The 26288-nt window shown below is 64.9% G+C and carries 18 protein-coding genes; 14 read left to right on the plus strand and 4 right to left on the minus strand.

The window, feature by feature from the left end:
* The first annotated feature begins 100 nt into the window (after positions 1 to 100).
* From LB564_RS15430 to LB564_RS15495, 14 genes are all read left to right on the plus strand, one after another.
* Positions 101 to 901, plus strand: coding sequence for an endonuclease/exonuclease/phosphatase family protein (locus LB564_RS15430; protein WP_140704601.1), 801 nt, complete (start codon positions 101 to 103; stop codon positions 899 to 901).
* A gap of 110 nt (positions 902 to 1011) precedes the next feature.
* The gene (locus tag LB564_RS15435) at positions 1012 to 1326 is read left to right on the plus strand and encodes a hypothetical protein (protein ID WP_224538947.1); all 315 of its coding nucleotides are present in this window, start codon (positions 1012 to 1014) and stop codon (positions 1324 to 1326) included.
* A gap of 137 nt (positions 1327 to 1463) precedes the next feature.
* A complete protein-coding gene (locus tag LB564_RS15440) occupies positions 1464 to 2066 on the plus strand; it encodes an ANTAR domain-containing response regulator (protein WP_224538950.1) in 603 nt (200 codons plus the stop codon).
* A gap of 2 nt (positions 2067 to 2068) precedes the next feature.
* Positions 2069 to 3307 carry a CmpA/NrtA family ABC transporter substrate-binding protein gene (locus LB564_RS15445; protein WP_224539226.1) on the plus strand — a complete coding sequence of 413 codons (1239 nt, stop codon included), beginning with the start codon at positions 2069 to 2071 and terminating at the stop codon, positions 3305 to 3307.
* A 355-nt stretch (positions 3308 to 3662) separates the two neighbouring features.
* Complete coding sequence (locus LB564_RS15450) at positions 3663 to 4979, plus strand: CmpA/NrtA family ABC transporter substrate-binding protein (protein WP_224538952.1); 1317 nt, start codon at positions 3663 to 3665, stop codon at positions 4977 to 4979.
* Positions 4980 to 5066: 87 nt separating this feature from the next.
* Complete coding sequence (ntrB, locus tag LB564_RS15455) at positions 5067 to 5957, plus strand: nitrate ABC transporter permease (RefSeq protein WP_224538954.1); 891 nt, start codon at positions 5067 to 5069, stop codon at positions 5955 to 5957.
* 10 nt (positions 5958 to 5967) lie between these two features.
* Complete coding sequence (locus tag LB564_RS15460) at positions 5968 to 6765, plus strand: ABC transporter ATP-binding protein (protein ID WP_224538956.1); 798 nt, start codon at positions 5968 to 5970, stop codon at positions 6763 to 6765.
* A gap of 4 nt (positions 6766 to 6769) precedes the next feature.
* Positions 6770 to 9220 (plus strand): nitrite reductase large subunit NirB, encoded by a 2451-nt coding sequence (nirB, locus tag LB564_RS15465; protein ID WP_224538958.1) that lies wholly within the window; start codon positions 6770 to 6772, stop codon positions 9218 to 9220.
* A 5-nt stretch (positions 9221 to 9225) separates the two neighbouring features.
* Entirely contained in the window at positions 9226 to 9555 is a 330-nt protein-coding gene (gene nirD / locus LB564_RS15470) for a nitrite reductase small subunit NirD (protein WP_224538959.1), read from the plus strand.
* 1 nt (position 9556) lies between these two features.
* Complete coding sequence (locus tag LB564_RS15475; protein ID WP_224538961.1) at positions 9557 to 12529, plus strand: nitrate reductase; 2973 nt, start codon at positions 9557 to 9559, stop codon at positions 12527 to 12529.
* Positions 12530 to 12654: 125 nt separating this feature from the next.
* Positions 12655 to 14070, plus strand: coding sequence for an efflux RND transporter periplasmic adaptor subunit (locus LB564_RS15480; RefSeq protein WP_224538963.1), 1416 nt, complete (start codon positions 12655 to 12657; stop codon positions 14068 to 14070).
* Positions 14067 to 17183 carry an MdtB/MuxB family multidrug efflux RND transporter permease subunit gene (locus tag LB564_RS15485; RefSeq protein ID WP_224538965.1) on the plus strand — a complete coding sequence of 1039 codons (3117 nt, stop codon included), beginning with the start codon at positions 14067 to 14069 and terminating at the stop codon, positions 17181 to 17183. The genes LB564_RS15480 and LB564_RS15485 overlap by 4 nt, the downstream gene beginning before the upstream one ends.
* Positions 17180 to 20464, plus strand: coding sequence for an efflux RND transporter permease subunit (locus LB564_RS15490; protein WP_224538967.1), 3285 nt, complete (start codon positions 17180 to 17182; stop codon positions 20462 to 20464). The genes LB564_RS15485 and LB564_RS15490 overlap by 4 nt, the downstream gene beginning before the upstream one ends.
* Positions 20465 to 20600: 136 nt before the next feature.
* A complete protein-coding gene (locus tag LB564_RS15495) occupies positions 20601 to 21428 on the plus strand; it encodes a hypothetical protein (RefSeq protein ID WP_224538970.1) in 828 nt (275 codons plus the stop codon).
* A gap of 261 nt (positions 21429 to 21689) precedes the next feature.
* Here LB564_RS15495 and LB564_RS15500 read toward each other — a convergent pair whose 3' ends face one another.
* The 4 genes from LB564_RS15500 to LB564_RS15515 all read right to left on the minus strand — a co-directional run bounded on the left by LB564_RS15500 (position 21690) and on the right by LB564_RS15515 (position 26243).
* A complete protein-coding gene (locus LB564_RS15500) occupies positions 21690 to 23204 on the minus strand; it encodes an aldehyde dehydrogenase family protein (RefSeq protein ID WP_224538972.1) in 1515 nt (504 codons plus the stop codon).
* A 195-nt stretch (positions 23205 to 23399) separates the two neighbouring features.
* Positions 23400 to 24674, minus strand: coding sequence for an RNA polymerase sigma factor (locus LB564_RS15505; RefSeq protein WP_224538974.1), 1275 nt, complete (start codon positions 24672 to 24674; stop codon positions 23400 to 23402).
* Positions 24671 to 25045, minus strand: a complete 375-nt coding sequence (locus LB564_RS15510) for a YciI family protein (RefSeq protein WP_140704571.1) — start codon at positions 25043 to 25045, stop codon at positions 24671 to 24673. The genes LB564_RS15505 and LB564_RS15510 overlap by 4 nt, the downstream gene beginning before the upstream one ends.
* A gap of 106 nt (positions 25046 to 25151) precedes the next feature.
* Positions 25152 to 26243: a DNA topoisomerase IB gene (locus tag LB564_RS15515; protein WP_224538976.1), complete on the minus strand. Its 1092-nt coding sequence runs from the start codon at positions 26241 to 26243 to the stop codon at positions 25152 to 25154.
* Positions 26244 to 26288: the final 45 nt, after the last annotated feature.

Here is a 26288-nt window from a genome sequence, read left to right on the forward strand (position 1 = left end):
CGACGTGTTTGCCCGATAGCGTATCGCCGGCCATGGAACATCGGCCGAAAGACTCTATTTCTAGGTGCATGGTGAGAACAGCAAGGATGATGGGCGCGCTATGCGAATGAACGGTCGCAGCCTGCCGGCAAGCATGCTCCTGTCCATTCGCGACAGGCGGATGCGCAAGGCCAACGCCTTGTCGCCGAAGAAGGACGGCGTCACCGGGACGCTGGTCGCCTCCTACAACGTCCACAAATGCATCGGCGTCGACCGCAGGTTCGATCCCGACCGCACCAGCCGCGTCATCCGCGAGATCGCCCCGGACGTCATCGCCCTGCAGGAGGCCGATAATCGTTTCGGCGACCGTGACGGGCTTCTCGACCTGCACCGTCTCGAACTGGAAACCGGCCTCGTGCCGGTGCCCATTTCCGCGACGGGCAAAGGCCATGGCTGGCACGGCAATGTCCTGCTGTTCAAAAAGGGCGTCGTTCGCGACGTGCATCAGATCAGACTTCCAGGTCTCGAACCGCGCGGCGCCGTGGTGGCCGAGATCGATCTCGACGGAAATCAGTCCTTGCGCATCATCGCGGCGCATCTGGGATTGCTGCGCCGATCCCGCTCCCAGCAGGCCCAGGTCGTTCTGGATATCATGAACAGTCCCGACGAGAAGCCGACGCTCCTGCTCGGCGACCTGAACGAATGGCGGCTCGGAAACCGCTCGGCGCTGAACACGCTGCACGCGACCTTCGGCCCGCAGCCGCCGGCCGTCCCCACCTTCCCGTCCAACCTGCCGCTGTTGGCGCTCGACCGGATCATGGCCAACCGGCACGGCATGATCGCGACCGTCGAAGCGCATGACACGCCGCTGTCGCGCGTGGCCTCCGACCATCTGCCGCTGACCGCCTTCGTCCGCTTTTAGTCCCTGACCGATAACGCCTTGATGTCTCCGGTGTCGCAAAGCGTGTGGATGTGAGCGGAACACCCAGTTCTTCCGCGAGTTTATGTGTGTTGAACACGCAGGAGGATGGAATGAGAAAATTGATCTTGTCTTCGGTGCTGGCGTTTGCCGCGACAGCGGCGGCGATTGCGCCCACGCAGGCCGCCAGTCTGACGATCCAGTCCGACGACGAAAACCAATATTCCTCGGATGACGATTCCGGGATTGTTGTGCGCCGTCACCATGAGCGCCGCTACGACAACGAGTATGATGGCGACCAGAGCGTTCAGTACGACAACGACCGTGAATACCGGCGCCACCACCGCCATCACCGCTGCCACATCGAGACGATCGTGCATTGGCGCCATCATCACAGGGTAGTCGAAGACGTTCGCGTCTGCGGCTGATCGGCGTCTCCTGCTAGGCAGATAGCTTTCGCCACCAGGTTGGGTGCAGAAAGTTTTCGCCACCAGTTGGGCAAAGCCACCGTGGCCGGTGGCTTTGCTGCGTTGCACAATTTTGCGGCCTTGCTCATAATGCGGGCATGGTCCGAACTTCCCTCGCCGTCCTGGTGATCGACGAAAACCGCATCCGCGCCTCGGTTATCGAGGCTGGCTTGCGCGAGGCGGGCCATCAGCGGGTCACCGTCATCCATGACGTCAGCGGCATTGCTCGCCGCATCGCCGAGATCGAGCCCGACGTCATCGTCATCGACCTGGAAAACCCCAACCGCGACATGCTGGAGAACATGTTCCAGCTATCGCGTGCGGTAAAGCGGCCGATCGCCATGTTCGTCGACCGCTCCGACCAGGCCTCGATCGAGGCCGCGGTCGACGCCGGCGTTTCGGCCTATGTCGTCGACGGCCTTCGGCAAGAGCGTGTCAAGCCAATCCTCGACATGGCGGTGAGCCGCTTCAACGCTTTCTCGCGCATGGCACGTGAACTGGAAGAGGCGCGCGGCGAACTCGAGAACCGCAAGGTGATCGACCGTGCCAAGGGCATTCTGATGAAATCGCGCGGCCTGAGCGAAGAGGCCGCCTACACGCTGCTGCGCAAGACGGCGATGAACCAGAATCGCAAGATCAGCGACATCGCCCAGAGCCTGGTGACTGCCGCTGGGCTATTGGGACCGGCGGAGGACGAATGAGCATGGGCGCCGAGCACCAGATCACCGCCGGCTTCATGCCGCTTTTCGATAGCGCCGTCCTGGTGGCGGCCGGCGAACTGGGCTTTGCCGCCCGCGAAGGCATCGACCTGAAGCTGCACCGCGAGACCTCGTGGGCCAACATCCGCGACCGCATCGCCATCGGCCATTTCGACCTCGCGCACATGCTGGGACCGATGCCGCTCGCCTGCAATCTTGGCCTCACGCCCCTTGCCTCCGACACCATCGTGCCGTTTTCGCTGGGGCTCGGCGGCAACTGCGTTACCATCTCCAACGCCGTCTGGGCTGGCATGGCGGCGCACGGTGCCGTACCCGATCTCGATCCGGCCCGTGCCGGCGCGGCCCTCGGCGCCTTCATCCGCGAGCGGGCCGGCGCCGGCCGCGACCCACTGCGTTTTGCGGTCGTGCATCCGCATTCCGGGCACAATTACGAACTCCGCTACTGGCTTGCTGCCTGCGGCGTCGATCCATCGCGCGAGATCGACATCGTCATCGTGCCGCCGCCGTTCATGGCCGACGCGCTGGCCGCTGGCCGCATCGACGGCTATTGCGTCGGCGAGCCCTGGAACAGCGCCGCGGTGGCGGCCGGCACCGGCCATATCGTCACCGTCAAGGCGCTGCTCTGGCGCAACAGTCCGGAAAAGGTCATCGGTGCGCGCAAGGCCTGGGCCGAACAAGCCCCCGAGGCTCTGGCGGCCCTCCTGCGCGCGCTGCATCACTCGGCGCGGTGGTGCCAGGATCCGGCGAATCGCGGCGAATTGGCCGCGGTGATGGCGCAGCGCGGCTTCCTTGGCCTGCCGGCGGCCGTGCAGATGCCGATCCTGACTGGCCATCTCCGGCTGGGCGGCGGGGCGGAACTGGACATCGACGACTTCTTCCTGCCGTTCGACAAGGCCGCGAACTTTCCCTGGAAAAGCCATGCGCTGTGGTTCTACACACAGATGGTGCGCTGGGGTCATGTCGCACACACACCGGAGAATCTCGCCATCGCGCGCGACTGCTATCGGCCCGACCTTTACCGCTCGGCGCTGAAGCCGCTCGGCGTGGCGCTGCCCGGCGCCAATGCCAAGGTCGAGGGCGCGCTCAAGGTGGCGACTCCGGTGGGCTCGGCGGGCGCAAGCCTGATGCTCGGCCCGGACGGGTTCTTCGATGGTCAGATCTTCGATCCAGACGAGATCGACACCTATATTCAGAGCCAGAAATCGACCCTCAGGAAGGCCTGATCATTTCAGCGCCATTCTTTTGTATTGCACAAAAATTATGCGACCCGCAAGCGAGCTGATCAATATTTAACCCCGCTCGCGGCGGATCCGGTAGCCGCGAAATGCTCCGATCCCGCTGAATTATTTGAAGTTTTGTCCCAGAGATAAACTGGCACGATTCCTGCGTTGAAATGAACGAGCCCTTCTCGGGCAATGGAATAGGCGTCCAATGGCGGGCGCCACAGGCAAAGCTGCCGCTCAGGTCGACCGCGATCCCGGATGTACGGACGCGCGAGGCCTGGCCGGCAGCTTTTTTGCTTTGGCCAGATGCACAATCAAACGCGCCGCTCCCGATGGCGCTCAACCGGAGACGACGATGACGAAACGGATCGGAACTGGCACGTCCCTCAAGGATTTCACCCGCCGTGATTTTCTGGCCAGCAGCGCGCTGACGGCGGGACTGTTTTTTGCCGCGAGGACATTGTTTCCGGCCGGCGCCCATGCCGAGGGCAAAGGTCCAGAAGTGACCGGCGCCAAGCTCGGCTTCATCGCGCTGACCGATGCCGCGCCGCTGATCATCGCCAAGGAAAAGGGCCTGTTCGAAAAATTCGGCATGCCTGATGTCGAGGTGCTCAAGCAGGCTTCCTGGGGTGCGACACGAGACAATCTGATGCTCGGCGGCGAAGCCAACGGCATCGACGGCGCCCACATCCTGACGCCGATGCCTTATCTCATGCACACTGGCAAGGTGACGCAGAACAACCAGCCGCTGCCGATGGCGATCGTGGCGCGGCTCAACTACGACTGCCAGGGCATTTCGGTCGCCCAGGAATACGCCGCGACCGGCGTCGGCCTCGATGCCGCGAAGTTGAAGGACGCCTTCGCCGCCAAGAAGGCGGCAGGCAAGGAGGTCAAGGCCGCCATGACCTTCCCGGGCGGCACGCATGATCTGTGGCTGCGCTACTGGCTGGCCGCCGGCGGCATCAACCCCGACAAGGACGTCTCGACCATCGTCGTGCCGCCGCCGCAGATGGTGGCCAACATGAAGGTCGGCAACATGGACGTGTTCTGCGTCGGCGAGCCGTGGAACGAACAGCTCGTCCACCAGGGCGTCGGCTTCACCGCCACCACGACCGGCGAGCTCTGGAAGGGCCATCCGGAAAAGGCGCTCGGCCTGCGCGCCGCCTTCATCGACAAATACCCGAACGCCACCAAGGCGATCGTCATGGCGGTGATGGCGGCACAGCAATGGTGCGACGCCAAAGAGAACAAGGACGAGATGGCCGCCATCATCGGCAAGCGGCAATGGATGAACGTGCCGGTCGCCGACATCATCGGCCGCCTCAAGGGCGACATCAATTACGGCAATGGCCGGGTCGCCACCGCCACCGACCTCTACATGAAATTCTGGAAGGGCGGCGTCTCCTACCCGTTCAAGAGCCACGACAGCTGGTTCCTCGCCGAAAACATCCGCTGGGGCAAGTTCGCGCCGACTACCGACATCAAGGCGCTGGTCGACCAGGTCAACCGCGAGGATATCTGGCGTGAGGCGGCCAAGGAACTGGGCGTCGCGGCAAGCGACATTCCGGCCTCGTCCTCGCGCGGCGTCGAGACCTTCTTCGACGGCAAGACTTTCGATCCGGCCAACCCCTTGGCCTATCTCGACAGCCTGACCATCAAGACATCGGCTTAGTCAGGCCGTTTGTACCCCAACGCAAACGGCGCCAGCGCCGTTCGTCGCTCAGTACCGCACCAGCACGCCACGGAGTATCCCAAGGACATGTCCATCCAAGCCGTCGAGGACACCAAGGTGAAAGCATTCCCGGCCAAGCCAGCCGAGGTGGTCGCCTTCACCGCCAAAGCGCGGCGCCGTATCGATCCGGTGGCGGTCGCCACCAAGGTGGCCAGCGCTCTCGTCCCGCCCGCCATCGTCATCGCCCTTCTGCTTGTCGTCTGGCAGGTCGCCTGCTCGTCCCCGACGGCAAGCCTGCCGCCGCCGAGCCAAGTGTGGAACGAGGCCTATGACCTGATCGCGCATCCATTCTTCGACAACGGCCCGCAGGATATCGGTCTTGCCTGGCGCGTGCTGATCTCGCTGCAGCGCGTCGCCATCGGCTTCGGCATGGCGGCGGTCGTCGGCGTCGCGCTCGGCGCGCTGGTCGGCCAGTCGGTCTGGGCGATGCGCGGCCTCGACCCGGTGTTCCAGATCCTGCGTACCGTGCCGCCGCTCGCCTGGCTGCCGCTGTCGCTCGCCGCCTTCCGCGACTCCAACCCGTCGGCACTGTTCGTGATCTTCATCACCTCGATCTGGCCTGTCATCATCAACACCGCCGTCGGTGTGCGCAACATCCCGCAGGACTACCGCAACGTCGCCCGCATCCTGCGGCTGAACCAGCTCGAATTCTTCGTCAAGATCATGGTGCCGGCCGCGGCGCCCTACATCTTCACCGGCCTGCGCATCGGCATCGGCTTGTCCTGGCTCGCCATTGTCGCCGCCGAAATGCTGACCGGCGGCGTCGGCATCGGCTTCTTCATCTGGGACGCATGGAACTCGTCGCGGCTGCCCGACATCATCGTCGCGCTCGCCTATATCGGCGTCACCGGTTTCTGCCTCGACCGCCTGGTCGCGGCGGTCGGCGCCTTCGTCACCCGCGGCACGACGGCGAAGTGAGGAGAGCGCCATGACCGCCTATCTCAAACTCGACCATATCGACAAATCCTTCGCTCGTGGCGGCCAGGTCAGCGACGTGCTGAGGGACATCAGGCTGACCATCGACAAGGGCGAATTCGTCTCCATCATCGGTCATTCCGGTTGCGGCAAGTCGACCTTGCTCAACCTGATCGCCGGCCTGACCAAGGTTTCCGCCGGCGCCGTGCTTTTGGAAGACAAGGAGGTCGACAGCCCCGGCCCCGAACGCGCCGTGGTGTTCCAGAACCATTCGCTGTTGCCATGGCTGACCGTCTACGAGAACATCAACCTGGCGGTGGCGAAAGTCTTCGGCCGTTCGAAGAGCAAGGCCGAGCGGCATGACTGGATCATGCGCAATCTCGATCTCGTGCAGATGGCGCATGCGAGCGACAAGCGCCCGGCCGAAATCTCGGGTGGCATGAAGCAGCGCGTCGGCATTGCCCGCGCGCTCGCCATGGAGCCGAAGATCCTGCTGCTCGACGAGCCGTTCGGCGCGCTCGACGCGCTGACCCGCGCCCATCTGCAGGACGCGGTGATGGACATCCACTCCAGGCTCGGCTCGACGACGATCATGATCACCCATGACGTCGACGAGGCGGTGCTGCTGTCCGACCGCATCGTCATGATGACCAACGGCCCGGCGGCGACCATCGGCGAGGTGCTGCCCGTGCCCCTGGCCAGGCCGCGCCGGCGCATTGAACTTGCCTCCGACCGCACCTTCCTCCGCTGCCGCGAGGCGGTGCTGAAGTTCCTCTACGAACGCCACCGCTTCGTCGAAGCCGCGGAGTAACGCCATGACCGAAAAACTCGTCATCATCGGCAACGGCATGGCACCCGGGCGCATGCTGGAGCATCTGCTGGAACAGGCGCCGGGCCGCTACGCCGTCACCATCTTCAACGCCGAGCCACGCGTGAACTACGACCGCATCATGCTGTCGCCGGTGCTGTCGGGCGAAAAGGCCTATGAGGAAATCATCATCCATGGCGACGGCTGGTACATCGCCAACGACATCACCCTCTACAAGGGCCACAAGATCGTCGCCATCGACCGGACGGCGAAGACCGTCACCTCCGACCACGGCGTCACGGAAGCCTACGACAAGCTCGTCATCGCCACCGGCTCGGTGCCGTTCATCATTCCGGTGCCCGGCCACAATCTGCCCGGCGTGCTGACCTATCGCGACCTGGACGACGTCCAGGCGATGATGCTCGCCGCCCAGTCGCGCGCCAAGGCCGTGGTCATCGGCGGCGGGCTGCTCGGGCTCGAGGCGGCGGCCGGCCTGAATGCGCAAGGCATGGACGTCACCGTGCTGCATGTCATGCCGACGCTGATGGAGCGCCAGCTCGATCCTGCTGCCGGCTATCTCTTGCAGCGCGCGGTGGAGCAGCGTGGCATCAAGGTCATCACCAAGGCCAACACAAAGGCAATCACGGGCGATGGCAAGGTCGAGCGGGTGGAACTCGCCGACGGAACCATCATTCCGGCGACGCTGGTGGTGATGGCGGTCGGCATCAGGCCAAATTCGGCTCTGGCAAAGGACGCCGGCATCGCCGTCAACAGAGGCATCGTCGTCGATGCCGGCATGCGCAGCAACGACCCCGACATCTACGCGCTCGGCGAATGCGCCGAAGTGGGCGGCATGGTCTACGGGCTGGTGGCACCGCTTTACGAGATGGCGCGCGTCGCCGCCCACCAACTTGCCGGCGACGAGAGCGCCGCCTTCGCCCACATGGACACGCCCACAAAACTCAAGGTCACCGGTATCGACCTCTTTTCGCTGGGCGACTTCGCCGAGGGCGAGGACCGCCAGGAGATCGTGCTGCGCGACGCCTCGGCCGGTGTCTACAAGCGCCTGGTGCTCAAGGACGACCGCATCATCGGCACCGTGCTCTATGGCGAGACAGCGGACGGCGCCTGGTTCAACGACCTCAAGAAGAAACAGACCGACATATCGGAGATGCGCGATACGTTGATCTTCGGCCAGTCCTACCAGGGGGGTGCCCCGCTGGACCCTATGGCGGCCGTTGCAGCCTTGCCGGATGATGCGGAAATCTGCGGCTGCAACGGCGTTTGCAAGGGCAAAATCACCGGAGCGATCACGGGCAAAAGCCTGACCTCGCTCGACGACGTGCGCGCCCACACCAAGGCATCGGCGTCCTGCGGCTCGTGCACCGGGCTGGTCGAAAAGCTGATGGTACTGACCCTCGGCGACACCTACAACCCGGCCGCCGTGCAGCCCATGTGTTCCTGCACCACGTTCGGCCACGACGAGGTGCGCAGGCTGATCAAGGCCAAGCACCTGAAAACCATTCCTGCGGTGATGCAGGAGCTGGAGTGGAAGACCTCCTGCGGCTGCGCCAAATGCCGGCCGGCACTCAACTACTATCTCGTCTGCGACTGGCCGGACGAGTATGCCGACGACTACCAGTCGCGCTTCATCAACGAGCGCGTTCACGCCAACATCCAGAAGGACGGCACCTATTCGGTGGTGCCGCGCATGTGGGGTGGCGTCACCAATGCCGCCGAACTGCGCGCCATCGCCGACGTCGTCGACAAGTTCGAGATCCCGATGGTCAAGGTCACCGGCGGCCAGCGCATCGACATGCTGGGCATCCGCAAGGAGGATTTGCCGGCGGTGTGGGCCGATCTCGGCCAGGCCGGCTTCGTCTCCGGCCATGCCTATGCCAAGGGCCTGCGCACGGTGAAGACCTGCGTCGGCTCCGACTGGTGCCGCTTCGGCACGCAGGATTCGACCGGTCTCGGCATCCGCATCGAGAAATTCATGTGGGGCTCCTGGACGCCGGCCAAGGTCAAGATGGCGGTGTCGGGCTGCCCGAGAAACTGCGCCGAGGCGACATGCAAGGATGTCGGCGTCATCTGCGTCGACAGTGGCTACGAAATCCATTTCGCCGGTGCCGCCGGCCTCGACATCAAAGGCACGGAGGTGCTGGGCCAGGTCAGGACCGAGGACGAGGCGCTGGAGCATATCGTGGCGCTGACGCAGATGTACCGCGAGCAGGGCCGCTATCTCGAACGCATCTACAAATGGGCCAAGCGCATCGGCATAGCCGAGATCAAGCGCCAGATCATGGACGATGCGGACAAGCGCGAAGCCTATTACGACCGCTTCATCTTTTCCCAAAAATTCGCCCAGGTCGATCCCTGGTCGGAGCGCGTGTCGGGCAAGGACAAGCACGAGTTCCGGCCGATGGCTTCGGTCGGGTTTGCGCAGGCGGCGGAGTGACCCCCATGAATTGGATCTCCATCGGCACCCTCTCCGACATCCCGCGCCGTGGCGCGCGCTGTGTCGCTACCCCGCAAGGCAAGATCGCCGTCTTCCGCACGGCGGACGACGCGGTCTTCGCCATTGACGACCATTGTCCGCACAAGGGCGGACCGTTGAGCCAGGGCATCGTCCATGGCGCGGCGGTGACGTGTCCCTTGCACAATTGGGTGATCTCGCTGGAGACGGGCAAGGCGCTCGGCGCCGACGAGGGCGTGGTGCGCACGATTCCGGTGAAGCGGGAAGGCGAGCGTCTGTTCCTCGCGCTGGAAGCGCTGGCCAGCCGCGCGGCCTGACATGGAAATCATTGAAACGCGCGAGGTGAGGACCACCTGCCCCTATTGCGGGGTGGGCTGCGGCGTGCTGGCCAAGATCGCCGCGGACGGGCAGGTGTCCGTCCGTGGCGACCCGGATCATCCGGCGAATTTCGGCCGACTCTGCTCCAAGGGTTCGGCATTGGCCGAGACCGTCGATCTCGACGGCAGGCTGCTGCATCCTGAAATCCACGACCGCCGCGCCGGCTGGAACGAGGCGCTCGACCTCGTCGCCTCGACCTTCTCGCAAACCATCGCCGAGCATGGGCCGGAAGCGGTTGCTTTCTATGTCTCCGGCCAATTGCTGACCGAGGATTACTACCTCGCCAACAAGCTGATGAAGGGTTTCATCGGCTCGGCCAACATCGACACCAATTCGCGGCTCTGCATGGCCTCGTCGGTTGCCGGCCACCGCCGCGCGTTCGGCTCCGACACGGTGCCGGGGACCTATGAGGATCTCGAACTGGCCGACCTGATCGTGCTGGTCGGTTCCAACCTCGCCTGGTGCCACCCCGTGCTCTACCAGCGCATCGCCGCTGCCCGGGAAAAGCGCCCCGAGATGAAGGTGGTGCTGGTCGACCCGCGCCGCACCATGACATCTGATATAGCCGACATGCACCTGGCGATCGCGCCGGATGGCGATGTTGCCCTCTTCACCGGCCTGCTTGCCTGGCTCGGCCAGCACAACGCGCTCGACCGTGCCTATATCACGGCGCACACCACCGGCTTTGGACAGGCGCTGTTCGCCGCCTCGGCGCTCGATCTTGCAGGCGTTGCCGCGGCCACGGGCCTGAGTGAAGACGAGCTTGTCCGCTTCTACAGCCTGTTTGCCGCGACCGCGCAAACCGTGACCGTCTACAGCCAGGGCGTCAACCAGTCGTCGTCCGGCACCGACAAGGTCAACGCCATCATCAACTGCCATCTCGCCACCGGCCGTATCGGAAAACCGGGCGCCGGACCGTTCTCGGTGACCGGCCAGCCCAATGCCATGGGCGGCCGCGAGGTCGGTGGCATGGCCAATATGCTCGCCGCCCATATGGAGATCGAAAACCCTAGGCATCGCGAGCGGGTCGAGCGTTTCTGGAACGCGGCGACGATTGCGCGACGGCCTGGGCTGAAAGCCGTCGACATGTTCGAGGCGGTGGCCGATGGACGCATAAAGGCGCTGTGGATCATGGCCACCAACCCGGTCGATTCGATGCCGGACGCCGATGCCGTCGAAGCGGCGATCAAGGCCTGTCCCTTCGTCGTGGTGTCGGACGTGCTGGCAAATACCGATACGGTCCGCCATGCCCATGTCCGGCTGCCGGCGACGGCCTGGGGCGAGAAGGACGGCACCGTCACCAATTCCGAGCGCCGCATCTCCCGCCAGCGCGCGTTTTTGCCGACACCTGGCGAGGCGCGGCCTGACTGGTGGATCCTTGCCGAGGTGGCGCGCCGCATGGGCTTTGGCGAGGCGTTCGCGCATGCGACGCCAGCCGAGATTTTTGCCGAGCACGCCGCGCTGTCGGGGTTCGAGAATGACGGCGATCGGGATTTCGATATTGGTGCGTATGGCGCCGTCGATGCGGACGCCTATGAAAGCCTTGCGCCGTTCCAATGGCCAGCCCCGGCCCGAGGCGCCCCCCTCTGGCCTGCCGGCCATCTCCCCCTCCAGGGGGGAGATCGGCTGTCATCTCGGCCTTCGCCAATTTTCACCGTTGAAGAAAAAGTGCCAGCGCTGAAGCCGCCAATCTCCCCCCTTGAGGGGGGTGAGGAGTGGTCCGCGCAGCGGACGGGAAGCCAATTGCTTGGCTTTCCGAACGACGAACGCCCGGAGCGACAGCGTAGGGCCCGGTCCGGCAGGACAGAGGGGGGCGCTCAAGCTCGACTTCACGTCGAGGGAGGCGCTTACACTGGACCTTGGCCAGAGGAAATCGCGTCGACCGGGCACCAGCCCACACGCTTTTTCGCCAACGGCAACTTCTACACGCCCGACCGCAAGGCCCGCTTCGTCGCCCTGCGCCCGACCGTCGACACCCGCACCACCCCCGACTTCCCACTCGTCCTCAACACCGGCCGCATCCGCGACCACTGGCACACCATGACGCGCACCGGCAAAAGCCCGCGCCTGTCGCAGCACATCGCCGAGCCCTTCGTCGAGATCCACCCCGAGGATGCGCAACGCCACGGCATCGGCGACGCCGACATCGCACGTGTCTCCACTGCGCGCGGCGAGGTGCTGGTCCGCGCGCTGGTGACCACGCGCCAGCGGCAGGGCAGCCTGTTCGCGCCGATGCACTGGACCGACCAGTTCGCCGCCAGGGGCCGGCTCGACACGCTCACGGCATCGCTCACAGACCCGGTGTCGGGCCAGCCGGCCCTGAAACACGTCGCGGCCCGCATCGAGAAATTCACCGCTGGGGCCTTCGGCTTTGCCGTGACACGCAAAAGGCCCGCGACGATGGCCGCCGACTATTGGGCGGTAGCCAGATGTCGGGGCGGCTGGCGGGTCGAGCTTGCCTTTGCCCTTGACGATGTCGACTGGACAGCCTTGGCGAACTCGCTCTTCGATGCCGCGGATGCCGAAATTCTCGCCTATCACGACAGCGACGCCGGCCAGCACCGCATTGCCGCCTTCGAAGGCGAGCATCTGGCGGGCGCCTTGTTCGTCGCGCCCGGTCCGGTCGCGGTGTCACGCGGCTGGGCGGCCGAGCAACTCGCCGAGGTCCATGCCAGCCAGCGTCAGCGCTTCAGGATCGTCGCCGGCCGTGCCGGTGCCGAACGGCCCGATGCCGGCGCGACCGTCTGTTCCTGTTTTAATGTCGGGGTGAACCAGATCACCGCTGCCGCGGCGGCCGGCTGCACCAGCGTCGAAGCCATCGGCGCCACGCTGAAGGCAGGCACCAATTGCGGCTCCTGCCGGTCCGAGATTCGCGCGATCATCGCGGCCAATCGGGTTCAGGCCGCTGAATGAAGGCGACATGACCTCCGTTGGGCCGGCCTGAACCGGCCGCTGGCCGGGGGCCCAACCTGTCCAACAGTTAATTCGACTTGGCCGGGTTTCGGCCATATTGGTTGATGGGGGTGAAAGATGCCGCCATGGACCAGCAACTGGAAATGCCCCTGCAGACGACCGTCACGCCACGCCGTTCGCGTGGCTGGATTCCCTGGCTGATCTTCATTGCCATTGTCGCCGCCACTGGCGCCTACCTCTATCAGCGTCCGCATGTCCAGGCCAGGCAGCCCGGCGGCAGGCGCGGCGCGCAGCCGGCGACGATCGGTGCCGCCCCCATCGAAAAGGGTACGATAGACGTCACCCTCAATGCCCTCGGCACGGTTACCTCCCTCTCCACCGTCACCGTCAAGTCGCAGGTCACCGGCCCGCTTGTGCAGGTCAATTTCAAGGAGGGCCAGGACGTCAAGAAGGGTGACCTGTTGGCCCAGATCGATCCCCGCCCCTTCCAGGCGGCACTCGCCCAGGCCCAGGGCCAGTTGGTACGCGACCAGGCCATGTTGAAAGATGCCCAGCTCGACCTCGTTCGCGACCAGAAACTGGTGGCCCAGGGCACCGCGACACCCCAGACTCTCGACGCGCAGGTCGCCCTTGTCGCCCAAGACCAGGGCTCCGTCCAGGTCGACCAGGCGATGATACAGACCGCCACCCTCAATCTCGATGACTGCCGCATTCTGGCTCCGGTCGACGGACGGGCCGGCCTGCGTCAGGTCGACGAGGGCAACTATGTCACCCCAAGCGATGCGAACGGCATCGTCATCATCACGCAGGTGCAGCCGATCAGCGTGCTGTTCACCGTGCCCGAGGATGAATTGCCGGCGATCGCGCAACGCATGCAGCAAGGCGCCACTCTGCCCACCACGGCCTTCGACCGCGCGGGCGCCAAGAAGCTTGCCGACGGCCAGCTCGAGACCTTCGACAGTCAGATCGACCCGAGCACCGGCACCATCAAGCTACGGGCGGGCTTCGGCAATGAGCAGCACCTCCTCTATCCCAACCAGTTCGTCAATATCGCGCTGCTCGTCGATGAGCATAAGGACGTGGCGATCGCGCCGATCGCCGCGATCCAGCGCGGCCTGCCCGGCACCTTCGTCTATCTGGTCAACCCCGACAGCACGGTGGCCGTGCGCAAGGTCACGCTTGGCGTCACCAATGGCGAGCACGTGGAGATCCTCGCCGGCCTGAACCCCGGCGACCGCGTCGTCGTCGACGGCGCCGACAAGCTGCGCGATGGCGCCCATGTCAACCTCCAGCAGGACGGCCAGGCGCCGGCCCCGGCGACAGCGCCAAACCCTACTACTAGCCAGGCTCCTGAACCGGAACAGACACCCGCCCAGGCCCTACCGGCATCCGCCTCATCGGACGGGCAGACGCCAAATGGGGAGACGACCGATGGGCAGACGACTGACGCACAAGCGCCGGACGGCACGGCACGCAAGCATCAGGGCCACAAGCATCGCCATGCACAAGCAGGACAGCCGGAGTCCGGGCAGCAGCAATGAGCCCATCGCGCGCCTTTATCCTGCGGCCGGTGGCGACGTCGCTGTTCATGGTCGCGATCATGCTTTCGGGCATGCTGGCCTACCGCTATCTGCCGGTCTCGGCCCTGCCCGAAGTCGACTATCCGACCATCCAGGTGCAGACCTTCTATCCCGGCGCCAGCCCCGATGTGATGACCTCGTCGGTCACCGCGCCGCTGGAGGTCCAACTCGGCCAGATCGCCAACCTCAACCAGATGAACTCGGTGAGTTCGGCCGGCTCCTCGGTCATCACGTTGCAGTTCAGCCTGGCGATCTCGCTCGACGTCGCCGAGCAGGAGGTGCAGGCCGCCATCAACGCCGCCGGCAATCTCTTGCCGGCCGACCTGCCGGCGCCGCCGATCTATGCCAAGGTCAATCCAGCCGACGCGCCGGTGCTGACGCTCGGCCTGACCTCGGCCACCATGCCGCTGCGCGACGTGCAGCAGCTTGCCGACACCAGGCTGGCGCAGAAGATATCGCAATTGCCGGGCGTCGGCCTCGTCAGCCTGTCGGGCGGCCAGCGGCCGGCCGTGCGCGTCCAGCCCGACCCGCGCAAGCTCGCCGCCTACGGCCTCAACCTCGATGACCTGCGCACCACTTTGGGCAGCGCCAACGTCAACACGCCCAAGGGCAATTTCGACGGACCCTCGCGCGCCTACACGATCAACGCCAACGACCAGTTGAAGAGCGCCGACGAGTACCGTTCGCTGATCGTCGCCTACAAGAACGGCGCCCCGGTGCGGCTGAGCGATGTCGCCGATGTGGTCGACGCCACCGAGAACAACCGGCTCGCCGCCTGGATGAACGGCACGCCGGCCATCATCCTCAACATCCAGCGCCAGCCCGGCGCCAACGTCATCGAGGTGGTGGACCGTATCAAGGCGCTGCTGCCGCAGCTTCAGTCCTCGCTGCCGAACGCCGTCGACGTGAAGGTGCTGACCGACCGCACCACGACCATCCGCGCCTCGGTGCGCGACGTCGAGTATGAGCTGACGCTTGCCATCATGCTGGTCGTGCTGGTCATCTTCGTCTTCCTGCGCAGCGCTCGCGCCACCCTCATCCCCAGCCTTTCGGTGCCGCTGTCGCTGGTCGGCACGCTGGGCGTGATGTACCTGTTCGGTTTCAGCCTCGACAATCTGTCGCTGATGGCGCTGACCATCGCCACCGGCTTCGTCGTCGACGACGCAATCGTCGTCATCGAGAACGTCGCCCGCTATGTCGAGGAAGGCGCGATGCCGTTGCAGGCGGCCCTGAAGGGTTCGCAGCAGATCGGCTTCACCATCATCTCGCTGACCGTTTCGCTGATCGCCGTGCTGATCCCGCTTCTATTCATGGGCGATGTCGTCGGCCGGCTGTTCCGTGAATTCTCCATCACGCTCGCCACCACCATCCTGATCTCCGCCGTGGTGTCGCTGACTCTGGTGCCGATGGCCTGCGCCGGGCTGCTCAAACCGATGGTGGCGGTGCGCGAGAACGCCCTGCAACGTGCCAGCCGCGAATTCTTCGACTGGGTGATCCGCGGCTATGGCCGGGCGCTGACCTGGGTGCTCGACCGCCAGACGCTGATGCTTCTGGTCGCGGCGGCGACGCTGGTACTGACCGCTGTCCTTTACGCGGTCATCCCCAAGGGCTTCTTCCCGGTGCAGGACACCGGCGTCATCCAGGCCATCACGGAAGCACCGCAATCGATATCCTTCGCCGCGATGGCCGACCGCCAGCAGCAGCTGGCCGCCATCATCCTGAAGGACCCTGATGTCGACTCACTGTCGTCCTTCATCGGTGTCGACGGCACCAACACCACGCTCAATGTCGGCCGCATCCTGATCAACCTCAAGCCGCACGAGGAGCGCACTGCCGGCATTACCGATGTCATCGAACGCCTGAAGCAGGAAGCCGGCGCCGTGGCCGGCGTCACGCTTTACCTGCAGCCGGTCCAGGACCTCACCATCGACGGCCAGATCAGCCGCACCCAGTACCAGTTCGTGCTCCAGGATGCCAATGCCGATGAGCTGGGGGAATGGACGCCGAAGCTGCTCGCCAGGCTGAACACGCTGCCGCAGCTCGCCGATGTCGCCAGCGACCTGTCGAACAGCGGCCTTGCCGTCTTCGTCGACATCGACCGCGACCAGGCCGCGCGCTTCGGCATCACGCCGGCAACCGTCGACAACGCGCTCTACGATGCTTTCGGCCAGCGCATGGTCTCGACCATCTACACCACGTCGAGCCAGCACCGCGTCATTCTCGAAGCTGCCCCGTCCGCACAGGATTCGCTCAAGGCGCTGTCCTCCGTCTATCTGCCCTCGTCGACCGGCGGCGCGCCGGTGCCGCTGTCGGTGGTGGCAACCACCCATATCGCCACCTCGCCGCTGCAGATCACCCATATGGGGCAATTCCCCGCCACCACCGTCTCGTTCAACCTGGCCCCCGGGGCGTCGCTCGGCGAGGCGGTCACTGCGATCGAGAAGGCGCAGGCCGACATCGGCATGCCGCTGAGCATCATCACCAGTTTCCAGGGTGCGGCGCGCGCCTTCCAGGCCTCGCTCGACAACACGCTGTTCCTGATCCTGGCCGCTGTGGTGACGGTCTACATCGTGCTCGGCGTGCTCTATGAGAGCTTCATCCACCCGATCACCATCCTATCGACACTGCCTTCGGCCGGCATCGGTGCGCTGCTGGCACTGATGATCGCCGGCCAGGACCTGACCATCATCTCGATCATCGGCATCATCCTGTTGATCGGCGTGGTCAAGAAGAACGCCATCATGATGATCGACTTCGCGCTCGACGCGCAGCGCAACGAGGGCAAGGCGCCCCGCGAGGCCATCTACGAGGCCTGCCTGCTGCGCTTCCGCCCGATCCTGATGACGACCTTGGCGGCGATGCTCGGCGCGCTGCCTTTGATGCTGGGCACCGGCGTCGGCTCGGAACTGCGTCACCCCCTCGGCGTCTCCATCGTCGGCGGCCTGCTGCTCAGCCAGTTGCTGACCCTGTTCACCACGCCGGTGATCTATCTCTGGTTCGACCGCATTGCCGCCCGCATGCGAGGCATCGAGCCCAACCTGCCTCGCCCTCACGGCGCGGACGCCTCGCCATGAACCTGTCGGTTCCCTTCATCCGGCGGCCGGTGGCGACGACCTTACTGACCTTCGGCCTGCTGGCGGCGGGACTGGTGGCTTACCCGCAATTGCCGGTGGCGCCGCTGCCGGCGGTCGACTACCCCGTCATCTCGGTGACCGCCTCGCTGCCGGGCGCCAGCCCGCAAGTGGTGGCCAACACCGTCGCCAGCCCGCTCGAGCGGCATCTCGGCGAGATCGCCGATGTCAACGAGATGACCTCGTCGAGCAGCGTCGGCAGCGCGCGCATCACCTTGCAGTTCGGATTGGACCGCGACATTGACGGTGCCGCGCGTGACGTCCAGGCAGCGATCAACGCCGCCCGCGCGGATCTGCCGTCCAGCCTGCGCTCCAACCCGACTTATCGCAAGGTCAATCCCGCCGACGCGCCGATCCTCGTCCTGTCGATGACGTCGGACACGCTGTCCAAGGGCCAGCTCTTCGATGCCGCCAGCACCATTCTGGCGCAGAAACTCTCGCAGATCGACGGTGTCGGCGAAGTGTCGGTGGGCGGCAGTTCGCTGCCGGCGGTGCGCGTCGAGCTCAACCCGCAGGTGCTCTACGACTACGGCATCGGGCTGGAGGACGTGCGCGCCGCTCTCGCCTCGGCCAACGCCCATAGTCCGAAGGGCGCGATCGACGTCGGCGACCAGCGTTATCAGATCTACGCCAACGACCAGGCCAACAAGGCCGACGCCTATCGCTCCCTGATCGTCGCCTACCGCAAAGGCGCACCGGTAAGGCTTTCCGATGTCGGCCAGGTCAACGATTCCGTCGAGAACATCCGCAATGCCGGTCTTGCCAACGGCAAGCCAGGCGTGCTGATCATCCTCAACCGCTCGCCCAACGCCAACATCATCGAGACCGTGGACCGGGTGAAGGCACTGCTGCCAACGCTGCGGGCCTCGATCTCGCCGGCCATCGACCTGTCGGTGGCGCTCGACCGCTCGACCACGATCCGCGCTTCGCTGAGCGAGGTCGCGCGGACGTTGATGATCGCCATCGGCCTGGTGATCCTCGTCGTCTTCGCCTTCCTGCGCGACGTGCGCTCGGCGCTGGTGCCGATCGTGGCCGTGCCGGTGTCGCTGGTGGGCACGCTGGGCGCCATGTATCTGCTCGGCTTCAGCATCGACAATCTGTCGCTGATGGCAATGACGGTGGCAACCGGCTTCGTCGTCGACGACGCCATCGTCGTGCTCGAAAACATCGCCCGCCACACCGCTGCCGGCATGGGCCGCATGGAAGCGGCGATCAAGGGCTCCCAGGAGGTCGGCTTCACCGTGCTGTCGATGAGCCTGTCGCTGATCGCCGTCTTCATCCCGATCCTGCTCATGGGCGGCATCGTCGGCCGGCTGTTTCGCGAATTCGCGGTCACCCTGTCGGCGGCGATCCTGGTCTCGCTCGCCATATCGCTGACCACCACGCCGATGATGTGCTCGATCCTGCTGCGCCCCGAGGGTGAACGCGAACACGGCCGGCTCTACCGCTTCAGCGAGCGTATCTTCGAGGTCATGCTGGGCTTCTATCGCCGGTCGCTGTCCTGGGCACTCGACAATCCGCTGCTGGTCATGGCGGTTCTGGCCGCAACGCTCTGTCTCAATGGCTACCTCTATGCCACCATCCCGAAGGGCTTCTTCCCGCAGCAGGATACGGGAAGGCTGACGGGCTCGATCCAGGCCGACCAGGCAACCTCCTTCCAGTCGATGTCGCGGAAGCTCACCCAGTTCGCCGGCATCGTCAGCAAGGACCCGGCAGTCGATACCGCGGTCGGCGTCACCGGCGGCGGCCAGACCAATTCCGGCTACATGTTCGTCTCGCTAAAGCCGCTGGCCGAGCGCAATATCTCCGCCGACCAGGTCATCGCCAGGCTGCGGCCCGAACTGGCAGTGGTGCCGGGCGCCACGCTTTTCCTGCAGGCGGTGCAGGATATACGCGTCGGTGGCCGCCAGTCGAACGCGCAATACCAGTACACCCTGCAGGGCGACAGCTTCGACGAACTGGCGGAGTGGGCGCCGAAACTCGCGGCGGCATTGCAGACCGAACCCAAGCTCACCGACGTCAACAGCGACCAGCAGAACAAGGGTCTGGAGGCCGACGTCACCATCGATCGCGATACGGCAACGCGCCTCGGCATATCGGCAAGCGAGATCGACAACACGCTCTACGACGCGTTCGGCCAGCGCCAGGTGTCCACCATCTATGTCCAGCGCAACCAGTACCACGTCATCATGGAGGTGGCGCCGCAATACTGGCAGACCCCGGACGCGCTGAAAAAAGTCTATGTCAGCACGTCCGGCGGATCGGTCGGCGGATCGCAGTCGAGCAACGCGGTTGCCGGCACCTTCGTCGCACCCGGCAAGTCCACCAACGCCCAGTCGATCGCCGCCGACGCCGCGCGCAACCAGGCCAACAATTCCATCACCAGCACCGGCAGGGCCGCGGCTTCGACCGGTTCAGCTGTCAGCACCGGAGCCGAGACCATGGTGCCGCTGTCGGCCGTCGCGCATTACGGACCAGGCAGCACGCCGCTGTCGGTCAACCACCAGGGCCTGTTCGTCGCCACCACACTGTCCTTCAACCTAGCACCCGGAGTGGCGCTCAGCGAAGGCGTGGCGGCGATCAATGCGGCCGCCGACCGCATCGGCATGCCGGCCAGCATCCACGGCAGTTTCCAGGGCACGGCGCGCGTCTTCCAGGATTCGCTCTCCGATCAGCCGCTGCTGATCCTCGCCGCGCTGATTGCCGTCTATGTCGTGCTCGGCATCCTCTACGAAAGCTACGCGCATCCGCTGACTATTCTCTCGACCTTGCCCTCGGCCGGCGTCGGCGCCTTGCTGGCGCTGACCCTGTTCAACATCGAGTTCTCGATCATGGCGCTGATCGGCATCATCCTCCTGATCGGCATCGTCAAGAAGAACGCCATCATGATGATCGACTTCGCGCTGGCCGCCGAGCGCAACGACGGCAAGCCGGCGCATGAGGCCATCTACCAGGCGTGCCTGCTGCGCTTCCGACCGATCATGATGACGACCATGGCGGCACTGTTCGGCGCCGTGCCGCTGGCGATCGGCCTTGGCGAAGGCGCCGAACTGCGCCAGCCACTGGGCATCGCCATCGTCGGCGGCCTGATCCTCAGCCAGATTCTGACCCTCTACACGACGCCGATCATCTACATCTATGTCGACCGATTCGGCCGCTGGTGCAGGGGCTGGCGCGCCGCGACACCACGCTTGTGGTCGCACAGCCCGCGGCCGGGAGAATAACGCCCTATTGAACCGAAGTACGTCTGGACACAAATGTTGAAGACTGAAAAATGGGGAACGCAAACTCGCCATCCGAGTTTGGTCAAGTATCGGGAGATCAGCGCTGAATCTGGAAGACATAGCCGGCCACCCAGCCTTGCACCGCTACGTTCAGGAACAGTCGCAGTCCCTGATCCGTATCTACGAGGAGAGCCCCCGGTTGGCTTCCATCTTTGCCACGCAGCAGCGTTGGCTGCTGGGTCATGTCGGCCTTGCCATGCACTTCAGGCGCGACCCCAACGACCGCCGCAAGGAACTGACCGTATCGCGTTTCATCGAGGTCGTGCACAAGAACGCTGTGGCCAGCCGCAACACGGCGGACGCCTTCATCAAGGAGATGCTGCACTACAACATCGCCGAGTATGTGGCCGGCGGGGACGGCCGAACGCATCCCTTGCAGCCGACGGCGGCCACCATTGAGCGATTCACCGGCTGGGTGACAGCCCATCTGCGCACGCTCGACCACATCGACGGCGGCGATCGGCTGGCCAGGTTTCTCGAGCGGCCCGAAATGCTCGCCACGCTGCAGCCCCTGGTGGCCGACGGACTGCTGGCGTCAAAACCAGTGCGCGAACCCAACCAGACCTTTTCGCTGTTCATCTGGCTCAACAATGGCGGCATCGTCATGGACTGGCTGATGTCGGGCATCGACCCGGACCATGCCGGGTTGGAGCGAATTCCGACCGGCGTGGTTTCGATCGGCGACTTCGCCAAATGGCTCAAGCTCTCGCGGACCCATCTCGGCCGCAAACTGCGCACGGCGGAGGAACTCGGCAGCATTGGCTGGCTTGGCCAGCGCGGCCACTCGGTGATGTGGGTGTCACACCGATTTTACGAGGAATACATGACCGTCCAGGCGGCCAAGCTGGCCGTCGTCGACACCGCCTTCAAGACCTGTTTTCCGCCATCGCAACGGGGCGCTTGAGCAGCGCTGCGCAGGACAGGCAGTTGAGCGCCCCATGCGGGGATGCACGAATCCGTCGCGCCCGGTAGCACTCCAATCGCAGCCCGATGCGGCGCGGATGATCGGAGAGCAACCGCACCATGAAAAAGCGCTACGAAAATCCGACGCTGGACAAGCGTCAGAAGCTGTCCAGCGTTACAGCCGCGTGCACGCCCTCCGCCTTTGTCGATTTATGCCCCCCCGAGCTTGATCGACACTGACTGCGGGTACCTCTCGGCGTTCTCATTCGATGTCGAACGAGACGCCTTGGGCAAGCGGCAGCGCCTTGGAATAGTTCACCGTGTTGGTGGCGCGGCGCATATAGGCCTTCCACGCGTCCGAACCGCTTTCGCGGCCGCCGCCGGTTTCCTTCTCGCCGCCAAAGGCACCGCCGATCTCGGCCCCCGACGTGCCGATGTTGACGTTGGCAATACCGCAATCCGAACCATCGACGCCGAGGAAGCGCTCGGATTCCTGCAGGTCGCGGGTGAAGATCGACGACGACAGGCCGGCGCCGACCGCATTGTGCTCGTCGAGCACGGCGTCGAAATCGGAATACTTCATCACATAGAGGATAGGGGCGAAGGTCTCTTCCGTCACCGGTGCGACTTGTTTGGGCATTTCGACCAGTGCTGGATGGACATAATAGGCATCGGGATGGCCGTTCTCGGCCCGCGTGCCGCCGGTCACCTTGCCGCCATGTGAAACCGCTTCGCTCAGCGCCTTCTGCATGGCATCGAAGGCAGCCTTGTCGATCAGTGGCCCGACCAGCGACGAGGTCTCCAGCGGATTGCCGACCGAAACGCTCTGATAGGCCTTTTTCAGGCGCGGCACCAAGGCGTCGTAGACGCTGTCATGAACGAACAGGCGACGCAGCGTCGTGCAACGCTGGCCGGCGGTGCCCATGGCGCCGAAAGCGATAGCGCGCAGCGCCATGTCGAGATCGGCCGTCGGGCAGACGATGCCGGCATTGTTACCGCCGAGTTCCAGCACGGCGCGGGCGAAGCGCTTGGCCAGGCGCGGCCCGACATCCCGGCCCATGCGGGTCGAGCCGGTGGCCGAAACCAGCGGCACCTTCGGATGGTCGACCAGGATCTCGCCGACCGCACGGTCGCCAATCAGCACGGGCGCCAGGCCTTGCGGAGCGTCCGCGCCGAAGCGCTTGACGGCACGCTTGAAGATCGCTTCGCAGGCAAGAGCCGTCAGCGGTGTTTTCTCCGACGGCTTCCAGACCACCGCATCGCCGCAGACCAGCGCAAGTGCCGCGTTCCACGACCACACGGCGACCGGGAAGTTGAAGGCGGAGATGACGCCGACGACGCCCAGCGGATGCCAGGTTTCCATCATGCGGTGGCCAGGACGCTCGGTGGCGATGGTGAGACCATACAATTGCCGGGAAAGACCAACGGCGAAATCGCAGATGTCGATCATCTCCTGTACTTCGCCGAGCCCCTCGGACGGGATCTTGCCGACCTCGATCGACACCAGCCGGCCCAGCTCGGCCTTGTGCGCGCGCAGTTCCTCGCCGAGCAGCCGCACCAGTTCGCCGCGCTTGGGACCCGGCACCAGCCGCCAGGACTGGAACGCCTTGTGCGCCTCGTCGATGGTCTTGGCCGCGTCGGCCGGCGTGATCGTCTTCAGCGCCGCGATCTGTTCACCCGTCACCGGGCTGCGCACGATCAGGTCGCCGCCGGCAAGCGCGTCCTTGGCCACGCCCAGTTTCGCCAGAAGCTCGGCCGTTTCCTTCGCTATCGTCATTTTGTTCCTTTCAGATCCCGCCGCTCGTATGGCTGGGTCGACGCCTTGCGCCATGCCTTACCGGTGCCGTCGCGGCCGGAAGGGGCTGTGATGGCGTGCCATTACCTGTTTCAAGGGAAAATCGCCACCCCGGCATGGTCCAAGCCGGGATCGCACGATTGAGCCAGACGAGCTTGAGCAGAACGGTAGAGGCTTTCAGTTTGCCTTCTTCGCCGGCGCGCGCACGGCGCCGTCCTTGATCAGACGGTCGATATGCATGCGGATATGGGCTGCTTCGGCCGCCGTGTTGGCAAGCGCGATGGCGCGGTCGAAGGCGATGCGCGCCTCCTCGCCCCGGTCGAGTTGCATCAACAGCCCGCCCTTGAGGCCGAAGAAGTGGAAATAGCCGGAAAGCCTCTGCTCTAGCGGTTCTATCATCGCCAGGGCCGCTTCCGGTCCGCGCACCTTGGCGACCGCGACCGCACGGTTGAGCGTGATGACCGGCGACGGCTGCATCTGTTCGAGCAGGCCGTAGAGTAGGTCAATCTCCACCCAGTCCGTGTCCTCGGCCTTCTCGGCCCGCGCATGCAGGGCCGCGATCGCCGCCTGCACCTGGTAAGGGCCGGGCTTGCGATGGCGCAGGGCCTTGTCGACCAGCGCCAGTCCTTCGTCGATCATTTTGCGGCTCCACAGGCTCCGGTCCTGGTCCTCGAGCAGCACGATCTCGCCGTCGCCGTCGAAACGGGCCGGCGCGCGCGCGTGCTGCAGCAGAAGCAATGCCGTCAGCCCCATGATCTCCGGCTCGGTCTGGAACAGCCTCAGCAGCAGCCGAGCCAGCCGGATCGCCTCCTCGCAGAGCGGCGCGCGGGCCGGCGCCTCGCCGCTGTTGGTGGAGTACCCCTCGTTGAAGATCAGGTAGACCATGGCGGCGACCGCCGCGAGCCGTTCGGAGCGCTCGACGGCATCAGGCGTCTCGAACGGCACGCCGGCGTCGGCAATGCGCGCCTTGGCGCGGGTGATGCGCTGCTCCATGGCGCTCTCGCCGACCAGGAAGGCGCGTGCGATCTGCTTGACGGTGAGGCCTGAGACGATGCGCAACGCGACCGCGATCTGCTGCGTCGCCGGCAAATCAGGGTGACAGCAGATGAACAGCAGCCGCAATATGTCGTCGCGGTAATGCGCACCGTCCAGCCGCTCGGCAATGTCGCTTTCGGCATCCTCCAGATCGGAAATCTGGTCTTCCTCCGGCATCGGCGCCTGCTTGGCGCGCTTGCGCACCGCGTCGATGCCGCTGTTGCGGCCGACAAAGATCAGCCAGGCCGCCGGATCGCGCGGCGGCCCGTTCTGCGGCCAGTTCTTGAGCGCCCTGAGGCAGGCATCCTGGAAAGCTTCCTCCGCCGTGTCGAGGTCGCGGAAATAGCGCAGCAGCGCGCCCATCGCCTGCGGGCGGGCGGCACTGATGGCCGAGCTTATCCAGGCAAGCTCGGTCATACGGCCACCTTGGTGGGATTGAAGACGGACACCGGCCTGATCTCATAGGAGCCGCCGCTCGGGTTGACCTCGGAGAGTTCGCGGGCGAATTCGACCGCTTCGTCGAGATCGGCGCATTCGAGCGTGTAGAAACCGAGGAATTGCTCCTTGGTCTCGGCGAACGGCCCGTCGATGACGACGGATTCGCCCTTGACCTTGCGCAGCGTCGTCGCCGCCGTCGTCGGCAGAAGCCGCGCCACCGGGCCGAGCCGGCCGGCCTTGGCATATTTGTCCTGGACGTTGAGGAGCTTGGCCATGACGTCGTCGTCCTGCGCCTTGCTCCAGGAGCTGACGACGTCTTCGGAAGCGTAGCACAGGATGGCGTAGAGCATATCGGGTCCTTTCTCTATCAAAGGACGAAACAGTAGGACCGATCCCGACACGGCGTCGATAAAAAAATCAGGGGTCGCGGATTTGGCTCAGGCCGCTTGCCGCCTGTCAGCTCTCGCGCGTCTTCAGCCACCGCAGAACCAGCGCCTCTTCTTCATCGAGGCCGTCGATGGAGCGCTTGCGCCTGTTGGCCTGCGCCATTTCGGCAAGCAGCCGTCCTTCGCTCCAGGCCTCGAAGACCTGCGGATGGATATAGCACTTGCGGCAGACCGCGCGCGTATTGCCCAGCCGCTCCGCCACCTTGTCGATGACGCTGTTCATCACCCGCTTTTGCTGAGCCTGGCTTTCTGGCAGTTCCGTCTGCGCGAACAGCGACGCGGCATGGATGGTGCCGCCCCATGTGCGGAAATGCTTCGAACTGAATGCATCGCCGACCGCTTCGCGGATATAGCGGTTGACGTCGTCGGAACGGACAGGGCGTCTGTTGCCGTCCTCGTCGAGATATTGGAAAAGTTTTTGGCCAGGCAGGTCCTGCGCGCCGCGCACGATTCCCGCGATGCGGCGGTCGACCAGCTTCAATCTCCATTCCTTGCCGGACTTGCCCTTGAAGGCGAAGCGCAGGCTGGATCCCTTGATGTCGACATGCCGGTCCCGCAATGTCGTCAGGCCGAAGCTCTTGTTGTCACGTGCATAGGCGGCATTGCCGACGCGGATCATCGTGTTGTCGAGCAGCCAGACCACCGCGGCGACGACGCGTTCGAGCGGCAGGCCGTGACGGCGCAGGTCGCTGTCGATCCCGCGCCGAAGCTCCGGCAGGCTTTCGGCGAAAGCAACGAGGCTCGAATATTTGGCGCCATCGCGCTCCTCGGCCCATTGCGGATGATAGCGATACTGCTTGCGTCCCCGCTGATCCCTCCCGGTCGCCTGGATATGCCCATTGGGATCGGTCGAAATCCAGACATCGGTCCAGGCCGGCGGAATGACGATCGCCGCGATGCGCGCCTTGTCGGCATCGGAGACCGCTTTCCCGCCCGGCGCCTTGTAGGCAAATCCCTTGCCAGCCTTCAGGCGGCGGATACCGGGCTCGGCATCGCTGACATAGGTCAGCGCGGCGTGCTCGGCCGAGCTTTGCGCCCCGGCCCTCGGCGAACCGTCTATGTCGGCCGACTGGCTGAGCGACAATCTGGATCTCTGCAGCATGTAAGCTCCACGCAAATATGCGTAGATAAGCTGCTGGCTGACTGC

The organism is Mesorhizobium sp. ES1-6, assembly GCF_020164775.1.
Taxonomy (GTDB): Bacteria; Pseudomonadota; Alphaproteobacteria; order Rhizobiales; family Rhizobiaceae; genus Mesorhizobium.